This is a genomic window from Pseudomonas sp. HP_01, assembly GCF_055284355.1.
The window spans coordinates 17,488-34,374 of record NZ_JBTOPV010000002.1 but is presented as its reverse complement, the minus strand read 5'-3'; the positions used below and the strand labels follow the sequence as shown (position 1 = coordinate 34,374).

Genomic DNA, 16,887 nt, shown 5'->3' with positions numbered 1-16,887 from the left:
TTTATACCGACAGAAGTGCTGTAGAAGCCGGCGGCTGAACTTTAGTTCACCCACAGACGAAGCGATTCACGTTTTTTTCACGAAACGAAGCTTCGCACATTGTCGGAGTTGTTACAAAGCACGCGTAGGACGTTTCTGAAATCTTCTGGATCGCCGGTCGTCCAGAACTGAGCGGTCTGAGGATGGCCGCTCGCCAACAGCTCGCGCTCGCTCAATAACCGCTGCAACTGCCGCGCTACAGCCGCCCCGGTGTCGATCAGCGTGATGGACGCAGGGATCATTTCCCGCAGCAACGGCTTGAGAAACGGGTAATGGGTGCAACCCAGAATGATGGTGTCGCAACCCGCCGCAAGCAACGGCGCGACATAACCCTGCAGCAATTGGCGAATCGTCGGGCTGACCAGGTCACCCGTTTCGATCAACTCGACCAGCCCCGGGCAGGGCTGCGTAATGACTTGCACGTCTGCCGCGAAGCGGTCGAGCAATGCGGCGAATTTGGCGCTTTGCAAAGTGCCCGTGGTCGCCAGTACACCGACGACACCGGTTCGCGTCGCTGCGGCCGCAGGTTTGACCGCCGGCTCCATACCCACCAGCGGCCAGTCAGGGTAGCGGAGGCGCAAGTCAGCGATGCCGGCCACCGTCGCCGTGTTGCAGGCGATCACCAGGGCCTTGGCGCGCTGATTGTGGAAGAACTCGGCAATCGTCGCGCAACGTTCACGAATGAATTCAGGGGTTTTCTCGCCGTAGGGGATATGGCCGCAGTCGGCGACGTAGAGCAATGATTCTCTTGGCAGCAGTTGTTGTATTTCCGCCAGCACCGACAACCCGCCGACGCCGGAATCAAATACCGCCACCGGCGCGTCACTGTCTCTATTCATGCTCGGCGGAAGCTCGACGCCCGGTGCCGCACACGCTGCAGCCAGGATCGCGTTTGACTTTCAACTCGCGGAATCGCGTGCTCACAGCGTCGATCAGCAGAAGTCGCCCCACCATAGGTTCGCCAAATTCGGCAATGAGCTTGAGAGCCTCAAGGGCCTGCAAACTGCCGACCAACCCCACCAACGGGCCGATGACGCCGGCCTCGCTGCAGGTCAGTTCGGTCTCGCTGCCGTGCCCGTACAGGCAGTGGTAACAAGGGCTCTCCGGACGGCGCGGATCGAACACCGACAGTTGCGCTTCGAGGCGGATCGCGGCGCCGCTGACCAGGGGTTTGCACGCGGCAACGCAGGCAGCATTGACCGCCTCGCGCGTCGAGAAATTGTCAGAGCAGTCCAGGACCAGATCGACCTCGGCAACGGCTGCCGCCATTGAGTCGACATCAAGGGCCGCGCGATGGGCAACCAGCGTTATCTGCGGATTGATAGCGGTCAGCCGGGTGATGGCTGAATCGACTTTGCTCAAGCCAACGCTCGGGGTGTCATGAAGGATCTGGCGTTGCAGGTTGGTCAGATCGACGCTGTCGAAATCCGCCAGATGCAGTTCACCAACGCCGGCCGCCGCCAGGTACAACGCCACCGGCGAACCCAGTCCGCCGAGGCCGACAATCAACACGCGGCTCTGCTTGATGCGCAACTGACCGTCGATGTCGACTTGTTGCAGAAGGATCTGCCGGCTATAGCGCAGCAGTTCCTCGTCCGTCAGCACGGCACTCGCCCGAAGGTGATGCGTTCATGGTCGCCCAGATCGCGGCGGGTCTTGATCTGTTCGAATCCATGCTCAACCAAAAGCTCGCGCACCGCCGCGCCTTGATCGTAACCATGCTCCAGCAACAGCCAGCCGCCAGCTTCAAGGTGCGCGGGCGCTTGCGACACAATCAAACGCAGATCATCCAGGCCATCGGCGCCGGAGACCAGCGCACTGCTCGGCTCGAAACGCACGTCACCTTCGACCAGATGAGGGTCGCTGGAGGCAATGTACGGCGGGTTGCTCAGGATCAGGTCGAAACGCTGACCCTCGACCGCACTGAACCAGTGGCTGTGCAAAACCTTCGCGTTATCCAGATGCAGGCGCTGGCGATTGCGTTCGGCAAGCTCGACCGCCTCTTCAACGCGGTCTACCGCCGTGACGCTCCATTGCGGACGATCCTTGGCCAGCGAAAGCGCGATGGCGCCGGTGCCAGTACCCAAGTCGAGCAGCGTGTGGGGAATCGCACCGGGCAAAAGCTCCAGCGCGGTTTCCACCAGCATCTCGGTTTCAGGCCGCGGGATCAGCGTATGGGGCGCGACTTCCAGGTCGATGTTCCAGAACCCTTGCAGGCCCAGGATGTACGCGACGGGTTCACCGGTTCGACGACGCTTGAGATAGCCGTCAAAGGCGTGCGCCGCTTCGGTGCTGACAATACGCTCGGGCCAGGTGTGCAGGAAACTGCGCGGTTTGCCCAAGGCAGCGGCCAGCAACAATTCTGCATCCAGACGCGCTGTCGGAGAATCCGGCAACTCGGCGCTTCTTAACAAGCTGGCGATGATGGTCATTTAATCACCCAGTGCCGCAAGTTGATCTGCCTGATACTCGGCAAGTAACGGTTCTATCACTGCATCGACCCCGCCGGCCAGAACTTCATCAAGGGAATAGAGGGTCAGGTTCACGCGGTGATCCGTGACTCGGCCCTGTGGAAAATTGTATGTACGAATGCGTTCCGAGCGATCCCCGGAACCTACCAGCAATTTACGCTCGCTGGCGATGGCGTTGGCCGCCGCAGAGGTCTGCTGATCATTGAGCTTGGCCGACAGCCAGGACATGGCCCGCGCACGGTTCTTGTGCTGCGAACGTTCTTCCTGACACTCCACCACAATGCCGGACGGCAAGTGCGTAATGCGGATGGCCGAATCGGTCTTGTTGACGTGCTGACCACCGGCGCCGGATGAGCGATAGGTGTCAACGCGCAAGTCGGATGGATTGATCTCGATGGTCTGCTGCTCGTCCGGCTCCGGCAACACCGCTACCGTACACGCAGAGGTGTGGATGCGTCCCTGGGATTCGGTTTCCGGGACGCGCTGAACGCGATGCACACCCGACTCGAATTTCAGCTTGCCGTAGACGCTTTCGCCTTCGACCCGGGCAATGACTTCCTTGTAGCCGCCATGTTCGCCTACGTTCTCGGACAGGATCTCGACACGCCAGCCACGTCGCTCGGCATAGCGGGAATACATGCGGAACAGGTCCCCGGCGAAAATGGCTGCTTCGTCGCCACCGGTGCCGGCGCGAACTTCCAGAAACACGTTGCGGCCATCGTTTGGGTCCTTGGGCAGCAGCATTTTCTGCAGGTCAGCCTCAAGCACCAGCAATTGATCCTTGGCATCGCGTACTTCTTCGACGGCCATTTCGCGCATGTCAGGGTCGCTGTCCTTGAGCAGCGCCTGGGCGCCTTCTAGGTCCGCCTGCACTTTCTGCAGTTGCCGGTACACCTGAATCACTGGCTCGACTTCGGCGTACTCACGGGAGTACGCGCGAAATTTGGTCTGATCGGAGATGACTTCGCCATCGCCGAGCAGCGCGGTCAATTCCTCGAAACGGTCGCTGAGCACGTCCAGCTTATTAAGCAGTGAAGCTTTCATTGCGGGGATTTATCCGTGGAGCCCTCGTTGAGGGCAAAGAGTTCCTGGGCCATGGCCAGCGCATCGACGCGGCCTTCGGCGGACAGCTTTTTGAGTTGCACGCTGGGGGCGTGCATCAATTTATTCGTCAGGCCACGCGCCAGCGCCATCAGCACGTCTTCAGCGTTGCTGCCATTGGCGAGCATGCGCTGGGCCTTCTGCAATTCTTCGTCACGCAGGCGTTCGCTCTGCTGACGATACGCCTTGAGCACGTCGACCGCCGCCAGTTCGCGCAGCCGCGACATGAAGTCATCGACGCCCACGCTGACCAGCTCTTCGGCCGCCTGCGCCGCGCCCTGGCGACTCTTGAGGTTTTCAGCGACGACTTCGTGCAGATCGTCAACGGTATAGAGGTAGACGTCGTCCAGCTCGCCGACCTCGGGCTCGATGTCGCGCGGCACGGCGATATCGACCATAAAGATCGGCTTGTGCTTGCGCAGTTTCAGCGCGCTTTCTACCGCACCCTTGCCCAGAATCGGCAGTTGGCTGGCCGTGGAGCTGATGACGATGTCGCTATTGACCAGCTCGGCCGGGATGTCGGCCAACAGCACCGCGTGAGCACCAAACTGCTCGGCGAGAATATTCGCCCGCTCAAGGGTGCGGTTGGCAACGACGATACGCTTGACCCCAAGCTCGTGCAGGTGACGGGCAACCAGAGTGATGGTCTCCCCTGCCCCGATCAGCAACGCCTGACTGCGCTGCAGGTCGCTGAAAATCTGCTTGGCCAGGCTGACGGCGGCAAAGGCGACGGAGACCGGGTTTTCGCCAATGGCGGTGTCGGTGCGTACCTGTTTGGCAGCGCTGAAGGTGGCCTGAAACAGCCGCCCGAGCAACGGCCCGACCGTGCCGGCCTCCCGGGCAACGGCATAGGCTGATTTCATCTGACCGAGGATCTGCGGCTCGCCGAGCACCAGCGAATCCAGCCCCGACGCCACGCGCATCATGTGACGCACCGCCGCGTCGTCTTGATGTACATAGGCGCTGGCCCGCAGCTCATCGACATTCAGGTGGTGATAATCCGCCAGCCAATGCAACACGGCGTCGGCGGTCAGCTGATCTTGCTCGATATAAAGTTCGCTGCGATTGCAGGTGGAGAGAATGGCCGCTTCCCGGCTCTGGGTCAGGCGGCAGAGCTGCTGCAGCGCCTCAACCAGCTGCTCAGGCGTAAATGCCACGCGCTCGCGGACATCAACTGATGCAGTCTTATGGTTGATACCCAGAGCAAGAAAGGCCATTCAAGGTCGCTGATGGTGACGTGAAGCCGGCAATTGTCCTACTTCACTAGAGGGAGGACAACCACCGCAATACATTCAGAACGTCCGCAGCACGCTATTGTCCCTATACAGGTTGCGTATCACCGCCTCCGGCCTGCGACAAAATGTCCGCGCGCAGGCTGTAGATTGAGCGTATCCAGATTTCGTGCGGGCTGTGGGTTTGCTCCCGGCCTTGTGTCATGATGCTTCCAAACCGCAGGTAAGCCGCCCCTCTTCTATATGAATAAATCCTCCGCGCTGTTCCTTGCCCTTGTCGCTCTGAGTGGCTGCCAGTCTACGGCCTCCGTTTCTACGGAGCCCTCCGCACCGGCGAAAGAAGCGCCGCCCGCACCCGAGGCCAAACCTCAGGTGTACGGCTCCTTTACTCAGGAAACTGTCGTCAGCCTGCTGACTGCCGAGCTTGCCGGCCAGCGCAACCGCTTCGACATCGCGCTGGATAACTACGTGACCCAGGCGATCCAGACCCAGGACCCGGGGATTTCCGAGCGCGCCTTCCGCATCGCCGAGTACCTGGGCGCCGATCAGGCTGCCCTCGACACATCGATGATCTGGGCCAAAAACGACCCGAGCAATCTCGAGGCACAGCGCGCGGCAGCCATCCAGCTGGCGCGGGCCGGTCGCTACGACGACGCCATGCGCTACATGGAGAAGGTGCTTCAGGGCCAGGGCGACACGCATTTTGACTTCCTCGCGCTGTCGGCGTCGGAAACCGACTCCACTACGCGCAAAGGGCTGATCACCAGCTTCGACCGCCTGTTGACGAAGTACCCGAAAAACGGCCAGCTGATCTTCGGCAAGGCACTGCTCCTTCAGCAGGAAGGCGACAGTGCCGCCTCCCTGAAACTGCTGGAAGACAACCCGCCGGGTGAAGGCGAAGTGGCGCCGATTCTGCTGCGGGCTCGCTTGCTGCAAAGCATGAACCGCGGCAAGGAAGCGATTCCGCTACTGGAAAAAAGCATTAAGAAGTACCCGGATGACAAGCGTCTGCGCCTGACCTATGCGCGCATGCTGGTGGAACAGAACCGCATGGAAGACGCCAAAGTGCAGTTCTCCAGCCTGGTTCAGCAGTACCCGGATGATGATGAGCTGCGTTACTCGCTCGCCCTCGTGTGCCTGGAAAACAAGGCATGGGACGAAGCGCAGGGTTACCTCGAAGACCTCGTCGCCCGTGGCAGTCACGTCGATTCGGCCCACGTAAACCTTGGCCGCATCTACGAAGAACGCAACGACCCACAAACCGCGCTGGCCGAATACGCCCAAGTGGGCCCCGGCAATGACTTCCTGCCTGCGCAGCTGCGTCAGGCCGATATTCTCATGAGCAACGGCAACACCGCCGAGGCCTCGAAACGGCTGGCTCAGGCCCGCGCGGACCAACCCGACTACGCCATTCAGCTGTATCTGGTGGAAGCCGAGGCCCTGGCCAACAACAACCAGAGCGATCGCGCCTGGCAAGTGTTGAGTCAGGCGCTCAAGCAGTACCCGGACGACCTGAATCTGCTCTACACCCGCTCGATGCTGGCCGAGAAACGCAACGATCTGAAACAGATGGAGAGCGATCTTCGCGCCATTCTTAAACGCGAGCCGGACAACGCCATGGCGCTGAACGCCCTGGGCTACACGCTTTCGGACCGCACGACGCGCTACGCCGAGGCCAAGGACTTGATCGAGCGCGCGCACCAGCTCAATCCGGAAGACCCGGCAGTGCTCGACAGCCTGGGCTGGGTCAATTACCGCCTGGGCAATCTGGATGAGGCCGAACGTCTGCTGCGCCAGGCGCTGGAGCGGTTCCCGGATCACGAAGTCGCCGCGCACCTAGGCGAAGTCCTGTGGGCCAAAGGCGAGCAGCGTGAAGCCCGCAAAGTGTGGGCCAAGGCCCTCGAACAACAACCTGACAGCCCGGTCTTGCGCAGCACCATCAAACGCCTGACCGGCGCCGAGACCCTTTGAATTTATGCAATTGCGCCACGTACTCGTATTCAGCCTGATCGCCCTGCTCGCCGGCTGTGCCGGCATGTCATCCCGCGAAGCCGTTCAAGGCAAGGGCGACGCCAATCAATGGCGTGTGAACAAAGAACAACTCAGCAGCCTCGACGGCTGGCAGATCAACGGGAAGGTTGGGATCCGCGCGCCCAAGGACTCCGGTAGCGGCACGCTGTTCTGGCTGCAACGTCAGGATTACTACGACATTCGCCTGTCCGGCCCGCTGGGTCGCGGTGCCGCTCGCTTGACGGGTCGCCCTGGCGCGGTGTCGCTGGAAGTCGCCAATCAGGGCCGCTACGACGCGCCGGATCCGGAAACCCTGCTCAAGGGTCAGTTGGGCTGGAAACTGCCGGTGTCGCATCTTGTGTGGTGGGTGCGCGGGTTGCCCGCCCCGGACAGCAAAAGCAGCCTGACCCTTGACGGTGACAGTCGCCTGGCCAGCCTTGAACAGGATGGCTGGCAGATCGAGTACCTGAGCTACACCCAGCAAAACGGTTTCTGGCTGCCTGAACGCATGAAGCTGCACGGGCAGGATCTGGACGTCACGCTGGTCATCAAGGACTGGCAACCACGCAAACTGGGGCAATGAGCATGTCGCAAGCACGACTGACACTGCCCGCCCCTGCCAAACTGAATCTGATGCTGCACATCACTGGACGCCGTGCGGACGGTTATCACGAACTGCAGACGCTGTTTCAGTTTCTCGATTATGGTGACGAACTCAGTTTCGCGCTTCGCGAGGACGGTGAAGTGCGCCTGCAGACAGAAATTGCCGACGTCCCCCACGACAGTAATTTGATTGTGAGAGCGGCCCGCGCCCTCAAAGAGCAATCCGGTTGCCCGCTCGGTGTCGATATCTGGCTGAAAAAAATCCTGCCCATGGGTGGCGGTATTGGCGGCGGAAGCTCCGATGCGGCAACCACACTGCTCGGCCTGAATCATCTCTGGCAACTTGGCTGGGATGAAGATCGACTGGCAGCGCTGGGCCTCAAACTTGGGGCTGACGTGCCGGTTTTCGTGCGCGGGCACGCTGCTTTTGCCGAGGGCATCGGCGAGATCCTGACCCCTGTAACACCCGAAGAACCCTGGTATCTGGTGCTGGTGCCGCAAGTATCTGTAAGTACAGCAGAAATTTTTTCAGATCCGCTGTTGACACGTGACACTCCTCCCATTAAAGTGCGCCCCGTTCCCAAGGGAAACAGTCGAAACGACTGCTTACCGGTTGTAACGAGGCGGTATCCAGAAGTTGGTAACGCTTTGAATTTGCTAGGTAATTTTACCGAAGCAAAATTAACCGGAACTGGAAGTTGTGTGTTTGGGGCCTTCCCAAGCAAAGCTGAAGCTGATAAAGTCTCGGCCCTTCTTACAGAGACCCTTACAGGGTTTGTAGCAAAAGGCGCAAACATCTCGATGTTGCACCGGAAGTTACAAGCGCTGCTCTAAAAGGAACCGAGTGCCAGGCACTCGTGCAACAGATACAGGGGCGTCGCCAAGCGGTAAGGCAGCAGGTTTTGATCCTGCCATGCGTTGGTTCGAATCCAGCCGCCCCTGCCATTTTCCTATAGTCATCCAGGCATACCCTAAGCCTCCAGGTACTGCGCGTGTCCAAGATGATGGTCTTTACGGGGAACGCCAACCCCGATCTGGCTCGGCGTGTCGTACGTCAGCTGCATATCCCTCTCGGTGACATCTCTGTTGGAAAGTTCTCCGACGGTGAGATTACCGCTGAGATCAATGAAAACGTTCGCGGTAAAGACGTCTTCATTATCCAGCCGACCTGCGCTCCGACCAACGATAACCTGATGGAACTCGTCGTGATGGCTGATGCCTTCCGTCGCTCCTCGGCTACTCGTATCACTGCTGTAATCCCTTACTTTGGTTATGCCCGCCAGGATCGCCGTCCGCGTTCTGCCCGTGTGGCTATCAGCGCTAAAGTGGTTGCGGACATGCTCACCGTCGTCGGTATCGACCGTGTGCTGACTGTTGACCTGCACGCTGACCAGATTCAAGGCTTCTTCGATATTCCGGTAGATAACATCTACGGCTCCCCGGTCCTGGTGGATGACATTGAAGACCAACGCTTCGAAAACCTGATGATTGTCTCTCCGGATATCGGCGGCGTCGTGCGTGCACGTGCTGTTGCCAAGTCTCTGGGCGTCGATCTGGGCATCATCGACAAGCGCCGCGAGAAGGCCAACCATTCCGAAGTGATGCACATCATCGGTGATGTCGAAGGCCGTACCTGTATTCTCGTCGACGACATGGTCGATACCGCCGGCACCTTGTGCCATGCGGCCAAGGCGCTGAAAGAACACGGCGCTGCCAAGGTCTTCGCGTATTGCACACACCCTGTTCTGTCGGGCCGTGCGATCGAGAACATCGAAAATTCCGTGCTGGACGAATTGGTGGTGACGAACACCATCCCGTTGTCCGCTGCAGCACAGGCCTGTGACCGTATCCGTCAACTGGATATCGCACCGGTCGTCGCTGAGGCGATGCGTCGCATCAGCAATGAAGAATCGATCAGCGCGATGTTCCGATAAGGGCCCTGCCCTGCCGAACCATCCGTTGACGAAAAGCGCCCCGCCCCGACACTCAATGCCGGGGCGGGGCTTTTTTGCCCATACCGTGTCAGGCGCTGGTCGCAAACGCCGCTCGGTCATGGCTATTTTGGAGATGCAAAATGAACGAATTTACTCTGAACGCCCAAGCGCGTACTGACCTGGGGAAAGGTGCGAGCCGCCGCCTGCGTCGTCTCGCCGCCTCCGTCCCAGCCGTTGTTTACGGCGGTGGCAAGGAAGCGACTTCGATCACCATCGAAGCCAAAGAACTGGCCAAAATGTTCGAAAACGAGGCTGCCTACAGCCATGTCATCGAGCTGAACATTGATGGCGCCAAGCAGAACGTCATCGTTAAAGCGATGCAGCGTCACCCTGCCAAGCAGTTCATCATGCACGCCGACTTCATCCGCGTCGTGGCTGGCCAGAAACTGACCGCTATCGTTCCAGTGCACTTCATCAACGAAGAAGCACCGGTCAAGAAAGGCGGCGAGATCTCGCACACCACCACTGAGCTGGAAGTGACCTGCCTGCCAAAAGACCTGCCTGAGTTCATCGAAGTTGACCTGGGCGCGCTGGAAATCGGCGACAAGGTTCACCTGTCCGATATCAAGGCACCTAAAGGTGTTGAATTCGTCGCTCTGGCCCACGACAAGGATCTGGACATCGCTAACGTCCACGCTCCTCGCATCGTCCAGGACGAAGAAGAAGGCACCGCAGAAGGCGAAGCAGAGTAATTATTACTCGCTAGCCGGTTGAACCCGTGATGATGGCTTCCATCATCACACTCGACCCAAGGAAGAGCCCCTGACGTGACCGCCATCCAACTGATCGTCGGCCTGGGAAATCCAGGCCCCGAATACGAACAGACCCGGCATAACGCAGGGGCTCTTTTCGTTGAGCGCATTGCCAGCGCACAGCGTGTCAATCTGACCGCTGACCGCAAATATTTCGGCCTGACGGCTAAGTTCAGTCATCAGGGCCAAGACGTTCGTCTGCTGATTCCCACCACCTACATGAACCGCAGCGGCCAGTCCGTTGCAGCTCTGGCGGGTTTCTTCCGGATTCCTCCGCAAGCCATTCTGGTGGCCCACGACGAACTCGACCTGCCTCCGGGCGTCGCCAAACTCAAACTGGGTGGCGGGCACGGCGGGCATAACGGGTTGCGCGACATCATTGCGCAGCTCGGCAACCAGAACGGCTTCCACCGCCTGCGGCTTGGCATCGGCCACCCGGGCGACGCCAGCCTGGTGTCCAACTTCGTTCTGGGTCGTGCGCCACGCGCCGAACAGGAAAAACTGGACGCCAGCATCGACTTTGCCCTCGGCGTGTTGCCGGATGTACTCGCTGGCGACTTCGCCAAGGCGATGCGCGTCCTGCACAGCCAGAAGGCCTGACATCACTCGAGGGGAAACACCATGGGATTCAACTGCGGCATCGTCGGCCTGCCCAACGTCGGCAAGTCCACCCTGTTCAACGCCCTGACCAAGTCCGGTATCGCGGCGGAGAACTTTCCCTTCTGCACCATCGAACCGAACACCGGCATCGTGCCAATGCCGGACCCGCGCCTGCAGGCCCTGGCCGACATCGTCAACCCGAAGCGCATCCTGCCGACCACCATGGAATTCGTCGACATCGCCGGGCTGGTTGCCGGTGCATCCAAAGGTGAAGGCCTGGGCAACAAGTTCCTCGCCAACATCCGCGAAACTGACGCCATTGCTCACGTCGTGCGCTGCTTCGAAGACGAGAACGTGATTCACGTCTCCAACAGTGTCGACCCAAAGCGCGACATCGAGATCATCGATCTGGAGCTGATTTTCGCTGACCTCGACAGCTGCGAGAAGCAACTGCAGAAAGTCACGCGCAACGCCAAGGGCGGCGACAAGGACGCAGTGGTCCAGAAAGGCCTGCTGGAACAACTCATCGCACACTTCACGCTGGGCAAACCTGCGCGCAGCCTGATGAAGAGCATGAACGCCGATGAGAAAGCCGTCATCAAGGGCTTCCATCTGCTGACCACCAAACCGGTCATGTACATCGCCAACGTCGCGGAAGACGGTTTCGAGAATAACCCGCACCTGGACGTGGTTCGTGCTATCGCCGAAGAAGAAGGCGCAATGCTGGTGCCGGTCTGCAACAAGATCGAAGCGGAAATCGCCGAACTCGATGACGGCGAAGAAAAGGACATGTTCCTGGAGGCCCTGGGCCTTGAAGAACCTGGTCTGAACCGCGTGATCCGCGCCGGCTACGAAATGCTGCACCTGCAGACCTACTTCACTGCCGGTGTCGAAGAAGTGCGTGCCTGGACCGTCCGTGTCGGCGCCACCGCGCCACAGGCTGCCGGCGTGATCCACACCGATTTCGAAAAAGGCTTCATCCGCGCCGAGTGCGTCGCCTACAACGACTTCATCCAGTACAAGGGTGAGGCCGGTGCCAAGGAAGCGGGGAAATGGCGCCTGGAAGGCAAGGATTACATCGTCAAGGACGGCGACGTTCTGCACTTCCGTTTCAACGTCTGACGAGCTCGTGGACTCCCACGAACCTCGTTGAACACCAAAGCCCGCGCATCACTCAGTGATCCGCGGGCTTTGTGCTTTTCATGCGCCTCAGACGATCGGCTGCGCTGCGCGAAACAGCAGAACTACGCCTTCGCGCTTGAGCGTTACCTCGCGAAAATGAGTCCGCAAATGCGCCTCGAAACCAGCTTGGGTGTCCTGGCTGTTTCCGAAGATGCCTTTCTTGTTGTAGACCGCCATCAGCTTGCGACCGAAGCCGTTGTGCCCCACCTCGTCCCCCAGAATCGTTGCGCCAAACAATACGCCGTCAGGGTTCAGGTTGTGCTTGAGGTGAGCAAAGATCGCCGCCTTGGCCGCCAGCGGACCTGGCAGGCAATGCAGCAGGTAGAACAGCGATATCGAATCGAAACGCTCGTTGCCGGGGATCGGCGTCATCACATCGTGCTGAAAGGTGCGCGTGTCTGACCGGCCGATTCTGCGCTTGGCAGCGGCGAGGCTGCTGGGGTTGAGGTCCATCAGGGTGATTTGGGTGGCCACCGGCAGCTTCGCCTTGGCCAGGTAATAACCCGTGCCGACACCGATATCCAGATGATGCGCGCGAACATTGGCGCGGAAGAACGGCAACAACACCTCGTCGGTCGTGCAACGCCAGGCATACCGATTGGAGATGCCCAACACCCAGGCGTCGTACAACGCTAACGTCAGGGGCGAATAAACCGCCGCACCTGCGGCACTGCTGTCGGTCATGGAGAAATCCCCTACGGCGATGGGTATCGAAATACCAAAAGAAAGCGACGGATCTTATACGTCGCCTGCCTTTCTTCTTTCAACCCGCGCCACACGCTGCCGCATGATGGCGTGCATGCAGTCGCACGCCGATCACCCTCACGCCTCGCCTGCGCGGCTCACCCTAAATGGAATCTCGCGGTGTTGTCACTCAAGGCCCGACTGCCTTTAGTCAGTGTGTCTGCGGCCTGATTGACCGCACGCGCGCCTTCAAGCAAACGGCCAGCAGCCTGATCAACCTGCTGGATGTTGCCGCTGACCTCGTCCGCCGTCGAGGCCTGCTCCTCAACCGCCGTGGCGATCTGCGCCAGCGTGTCAGTGACGATCTGCACCGCGCTGGCGATCTCTTCCAGCCGCTCGCCCAGCCCGGTCACCGACTGTGCATCACTGACCGCCTGGCCACATGCCGCCTCCATCAGGCTGACGGCCTGACTGACGGTCGAACGCAGGCTGTCCACGGTCCCGGCGATTTGCGCGGTCGACGCCTGGGTACGCTGCGACAAACTGCGCACTTCGTCAGCGACCACGGCGAAGCCACGGCCCTGCTCCCCCGCTCGCGCCGCTTCGATGGCAGCATTGAGCGCCAGCAGGTTGGTCTGTTCGGCAATGCCGCGGATGGTGTCCACCACGGACTGGATCTGCTGCCCCTGCTCACTGACTTTGCTCAACGCGTTGGCGGTGTCGGTTAGCTTCTGGTTCAGCTGCTGAATGCTCGCCGTGGTGCGTTGACTGTCGCGGCTGCTGTCTTCGGCGATGCGTCGGGTGGCCTGGGCGCTGCCGGATGCGGCTTCACAGCTGCGGGCCACACCAATGGACGTCGCGGCCAGCTCGGTGGCCGCAGCGGCGATCTGACTGATTTGCTGCTGTTGATCTTCAACTTCGTTGAGCGTGCTGCCGGACTGCGCATTGAGGGTCAGCACCGCAGAACCCAGTTGCTGGGTTTCGTGGTTGACGCCCAGCAGACTGGTGCGCAGTTGCACCACCGCAACGTTGAGGGCGGTGCTGATTGCAGCGAGTTCGTCACGCCCCTGGACGGCGACCTCAACGCACAAATTGCCGTCACGCAGCGACTCGGCCAGGGTCGTAATGCCCTTGGCGCTGCGCTGGATCGACGCTTGCAGGCACATGAATAGATACAGCGCCGCGAGCGCAAGAATGCTGAAAATTGCGGCCACCGGAACGAACTGCAGAGTCGACTGCTCATGGTAATAATCGAGCCGACTGGTCAGTGACGACAGTGATTGCTTGCGCAAGGCCGCCAGTCCTTCGCTGACGCCATCGACGCTGCGCTCGAAAGCAGCAGGGTCTAACTTGATGCTGCCGCCGAATACACCGTCGTCGAGCACTTTCAATTCGTTATCAAGGCGCTGAAGACTGTCTTCATACTGACGCGTCCAGACTTCCATGCCCGGATACGCTTTGGATTGGAGCGAACCCACGGCTTTGACCAGTTGATCCCGCGCGTCACCGATACGACTGCGCAGGTCGCGCATTTGAAGACGGCTCTGCAACGAGAACTGCCCGGACGCGATCGACGATTGGCCGATACTCGCCATCCGCCCTACGCGCTCGACCAGTTCCGGCGCCTGCTGCGTAGAGATTTGCATCAGCAAGTAGGTTTCAAGCCATGGATCGAGAATCAAGCCGCTGTCCATGGCGATCTGCTCTCGCAGACTCTGCAACGCTGTGAGGGCGGAGGTAAAACGGTCATAGCCGTCCGGCCACCAGCCAACGGTGCGCAGAGATTCCGAATCCATGCCTTTGACCGAAGCCTGCACCGCTTGATAACGCGTCATGATGTCCGCGCTGGCGTTCTGCGCTTTGAGCTCATCGCCCAGAGAAGCGAGGGTTCGGGTCAGGTCAGGGTTGGCGGCATCCAGCGCGTTCATGGCTGCCTTCGCGGCTGGCGTCGGATCACGAAGAATGTCGACGGCCTTCCAGCGCGCAGCGCGGTTGCGCTGGGCCGTCAGCTGCACATCCAGCGCATCAAGCGCCATGAGTTGGCGCACGCCGGCTTGTTCCTGAGAAATCACCTCCAGCTTGCTGCGGTAATCCTGCCCGATCATCCAAAGGCTGCCTGCGAGCGGCAAAATGAATAGAAAGAAGAGCACCTGAAACTTGCGTGCGAACCCGAGACGTCCGAGCAGGCGGATGCCTGGCGACAAAAGACTCTGCATAGCCGACTACTCCTCACCGACAACCGCTGCACGACCCATGATCATCGCTGCGCTGCCTTACATTTTTACCGGCAAAATGCCATGTCTGTGTTTTGAAAACGATAACCGCCCATCTTTTGAACCAGGGCCGCGTTATGGCTTGTCGAAATCCGCAGCTGCCTACATCCATATCGGCAGCGCTGCGGCAGGCATAAGCAAAAAACGGACCGATAGCACGAGGCCATCAAACCGGGCACGAGACCCGGCAGAGTGCACGCCGGGTGCTCGAAAGTGGGGCAAAAGCACTCATCGTGAGCAGTGAAACTGTCACCGAGGTGCGGGGATGAAGGATGGTTGACGGTGCGGGAGGCTAACCGATTGATCGCGTGGATAATTTTTTTCAAAGAGACGCTTGACACATATTCGATCTGAGCGAATAATGCGCGCCACTTGGCTACATAGCTCAGTTGGTTAGAGCATAGCATTCATAATGCTGGGGTCCGGGGTTCAAGTCCCTGTGTAGCCACCAAGTACCTCAACAAAGCCCGCCTTGCGCGGGCTTTGTTGTTTCTGGCGTTTAGGTTTCAACCAGATTTGTCTCGGAACGTCATCAACCCTGCTCCGTGGTGCACCTTAAGGCCAACCTCCCCTCAACCAGCCCGAAACGCCCAGACCACTTCCACCAGTCTGGCAGCGATCAGCAGATAAACCAGCGACACCAGAATCTGAATCGCCACGTGGTAGCGCAGCTTGCCAAGCCTGCGAATGCCGTCGCTGACGTTCAGGAACATCAGCACGGCGGACACGCCAATCAGCCCCCATCCAGTAGCGCCGGACACCAGTACACCGATGAACTGGTGGTAATCCGCCCTCAACGCACTGGTGCCCGCCGCGAACAACAGCGCGCACACCAGCAGGTTTTTGATGTTGTCGAAGATTTGCGTGCTGAGATCGTGTTCCAGCAAATCGATGTAACGCACCCAGATTTTTCGCATGGTCCGGCGCCTGTGGCTCGATGAACTCATAGCGTAGCGCGCATGCGGCAAGACGGCTGGATGTTGCCCTGTGGCCCGGGCGAAGACGGCAATCCGTGACAACGGCGCTCTCGTCCAATAGATTACGCCCCTCGAAACGCCCCGGGCTTTTCGCGCCTCAAACCCAGTTAACGAAGCAGTGGATGTTCAATGTCTGATTCCCATACCGATCCGGCGGCAAACGCCGTGTCGTCGAAGCAAGCCTACGAAGAAGCCATCAACCTTTCACAACATGTGCCACAGGCCAAAACCATCAGCGAGATGGTGCTCGACGCGTTTCAGAGCGCCAAGGAAAGCGACCAGATTCGCGATCTGCGCCTGGCCATACGCGCCGCCCATGACCGATTCGATGATGACCAGGCCTACGAACTGATGGGTCAGCTTAAACAGCTCAAGGACGCCGAAGCCGCCGACATGGCCGCACTCGAAGACCTGAGCGCGAAGTTTCCGATCAGCCGGATTCTCTCCAGCTACAAGGACGACCCGAGTTTCCAGGAGCTGGTCTACAGCCTGGCGTTGAAAGTGCTCAACCAGACGCATCAAGCGGTCAGCAACCCGAGCGGCGGCAAGAGCAAAGCGGCACGGCCGAAGAAGGAAGCCGAGGTTTTCGTCATCAGCAAGGACGGCGCCAGCGTCACCCTGCCCCTGCGTACGCCGCGCTCGAAAGCCAACGCGGACCGGGAAGCCTTTGAATTCCTGGGTTTCTCGTTCGTCGGTGAAGGCGAGGAGGCCGAGCTGCAGAGCGAGGTGTTCGTGGACAAGGACGGTAACCAGCAGCCCGCCACGCGCAAGAACATCGTCAGCGCGATCCAGCAGCAAACTGCGTTTGAAGGATTCAGCGTCGTTCAGCAATAAGCTGCAGCAATAAGCGCGGCCAAAGGCGCCGCAGCAAGCTCAACACCCGGACCGGTGGCGATCGCAGCGCCATGAGGTAACCTCAAGGGCTGGCCACAGCGGTGCCAACTGACGGTCGCCGCCCTCGAGAGGTGT

Annotated in this window: 16 protein-coding genes and 2 tRNA genes; 10 read left to right on the top strand and 8 right to left on the bottom strand. The window is 59.8% G+C overall.

Annotated features, from left to right (window positions below):
- Positions 1 to 77: 77 nt before the first annotated feature.
- From murI to hemA, 5 genes are read right to left on the bottom strand one after another with little or no spacing between them, the layout of a single operon-like run.
- Positions 78 to 878, bottom strand: coding sequence for a glutamate racemase (gene murI / locus ACYAR8_RS02580; RefSeq protein WP_463579008.1), 801 nt, complete (start codon positions 876 to 878; stop codon positions 78 to 80).
- Positions 871 to 1,644: a molybdopterin-synthase adenylyltransferase MoeB gene (locus ACYAR8_RS02575; RefSeq protein WP_463579007.1), complete on the bottom strand. Its 774-nt coding sequence runs from the start codon at positions 1,642 to 1,644 to the stop codon at positions 871 to 873. Before ACYAR8_RS02575 ends, murI begins: the two co-directional genes overlap by 8 nt.
- Positions 1,638 to 2,471 carry a peptide chain release factor N(5)-glutamine methyltransferase gene (prmC, locus tag ACYAR8_RS02570; RefSeq protein ID WP_463579006.1) on the bottom strand — a complete coding sequence of 278 codons (834 nt, stop codon included), beginning with the start codon at positions 2,469 to 2,471 and terminating at the stop codon, positions 1,638 to 1,640. Before prmC ends, ACYAR8_RS02575 begins: the two co-directional genes overlap by 7 nt.
- Positions 2,472 to 3,554 (bottom strand): peptide chain release factor 1, encoded by a 1,083-nt coding sequence (gene prfA, locus ACYAR8_RS02565; protein ID WP_463579005.1) that lies wholly within the window; start codon positions 3,552 to 3,554, stop codon positions 2,472 to 2,474.
- Positions 3,551 to 4,828, bottom strand: coding sequence for a glutamyl-tRNA reductase (gene hemA, locus ACYAR8_RS02560; protein WP_074883953.1), 1,278 nt, complete (start codon positions 4,826 to 4,828; stop codon positions 3,551 to 3,553). Before hemA ends, prfA begins: the two co-directional genes overlap by 4 nt.
- Before the next feature lie 258 nt (positions 4,829 to 5,086).
- On the opposite strand from hemA, the gene ACYAR8_RS02555 reads away from it, so the two are divergent.
- From ACYAR8_RS02555 to ychF, 8 genes are all read left to right on the top strand, one after another.
- A complete protein-coding gene (locus ACYAR8_RS02555) occupies positions 5,087 to 6,814 on the top strand; it encodes a tetratricopeptide repeat protein (RefSeq protein ID WP_463579004.1) in 1,728 nt (575 codons plus the stop codon).
- 4 nt (positions 6,815 to 6,818) lie between these two features.
- Entirely contained in the window at positions 6,819 to 7,436 is a 618-nt protein-coding gene (lolB, locus tag ACYAR8_RS02550; RefSeq protein ID WP_463579003.1) for a lipoprotein insertase outer membrane protein LolB, read from the top strand.
- Positions 7,437 to 7,438: 2 nt separating this feature from the next.
- Positions 7,439 to 8,290: a 4-(cytidine 5'-diphospho)-2-C-methyl-D-erythritol kinase gene (ispE, locus tag ACYAR8_RS02545; RefSeq protein WP_463579002.1), complete on the top strand. Its 852-nt coding sequence runs from the start codon at positions 7,439 to 7,441 to the stop codon at positions 8,288 to 8,290.
- 36 nt (positions 8,291 to 8,326) lie between these two features.
- Positions 8,327 to 8,401 (top strand) — tRNA-Gln (locus ACYAR8_RS02540).
- A gap of 47 nt (positions 8,402 to 8,448) precedes the next feature.
- Positions 8,449 to 9,390, top strand: coding sequence for a ribose-phosphate pyrophosphokinase (locus tag ACYAR8_RS02535; RefSeq protein WP_037018241.1), 942 nt, complete (start codon positions 8,449 to 8,451; stop codon positions 9,388 to 9,390).
- Positions 9,391 to 9,530: 140 nt separating this feature from the next.
- Positions 9,531 to 10,142 (top strand): 50S ribosomal protein L25/general stress protein Ctc, encoded by a 612-nt coding sequence (locus ACYAR8_RS02530; RefSeq protein ID WP_463579001.1) that lies wholly within the window; start codon positions 9,531 to 9,533, stop codon positions 10,140 to 10,142.
- Between the two features lie 75 nt (positions 10,143 to 10,217).
- Positions 10,218 to 10,802 carry an aminoacyl-tRNA hydrolase gene (gene pth / locus ACYAR8_RS02525; RefSeq protein ID WP_108120616.1) on the top strand — a complete coding sequence of 195 codons (585 nt, stop codon included), beginning with the start codon at positions 10,218 to 10,220 and terminating at the stop codon, positions 10,800 to 10,802.
- Positions 10,803 to 10,823: 21 nt separating this feature from the next.
- Positions 10,824 to 11,924, top strand: coding sequence for a redox-regulated ATPase YchF (ychF, locus tag ACYAR8_RS02520; protein ID WP_074883938.1), 1,101 nt, complete (start codon positions 10,824 to 10,826; stop codon positions 11,922 to 11,924).
- A gap of 87 nt (positions 11,925 to 12,011) precedes the next feature.
- Here ychF and ACYAR8_RS02515 read toward each other — a convergent pair whose 3' ends face one another.
- Entirely contained in the window at positions 12,012 to 12,668 is a 657-nt protein-coding gene (locus tag ACYAR8_RS02515) for a class I SAM-dependent methyltransferase (RefSeq protein ID WP_463579000.1), read from the bottom strand.
- A gap of 158 nt (positions 12,669 to 12,826) precedes the next feature.
- Positions 12,827 to 14,884, bottom strand: a complete 2,058-nt coding sequence (locus tag ACYAR8_RS02510; RefSeq protein ID WP_074883932.1) for a methyl-accepting chemotaxis protein — start codon at positions 14,882 to 14,884, stop codon at positions 12,827 to 12,829.
- Between the two features lie 431 nt (positions 14,885 to 15,315).
- Between ACYAR8_RS02510 and ACYAR8_RS02505 the strand changes: the two genes are divergently transcribed.
- Positions 15,316 to 15,392: transfer RNA gene (locus tag ACYAR8_RS02505), tRNA-Met, on the top strand.
- 121 nt (positions 15,393 to 15,513) lie between these two features.
- Here ACYAR8_RS02505 and ACYAR8_RS02500 read toward each other — a convergent pair.
- Complete coding sequence (locus ACYAR8_RS02500; RefSeq protein WP_074883926.1) at positions 15,514 to 15,858, bottom strand: hypothetical protein; 345 nt, start codon at positions 15,856 to 15,858, stop codon at positions 15,514 to 15,516.
- A 189-nt stretch (positions 15,859 to 16,047) separates the two neighbouring features.
- Here ACYAR8_RS02500 and ACYAR8_RS02495 point away from each other — a divergent pair, with 189 nt between their 5' ends.
- Positions 16,048 to 16,752, top strand: a complete 705-nt coding sequence (locus ACYAR8_RS02495) for a hypothetical protein (RefSeq protein ID WP_074883924.1) — start codon at positions 16,048 to 16,050, stop codon at positions 16,750 to 16,752.
- The last annotated feature ends 135 nt before the right edge of the window (positions 16,753 to 16,887 follow it).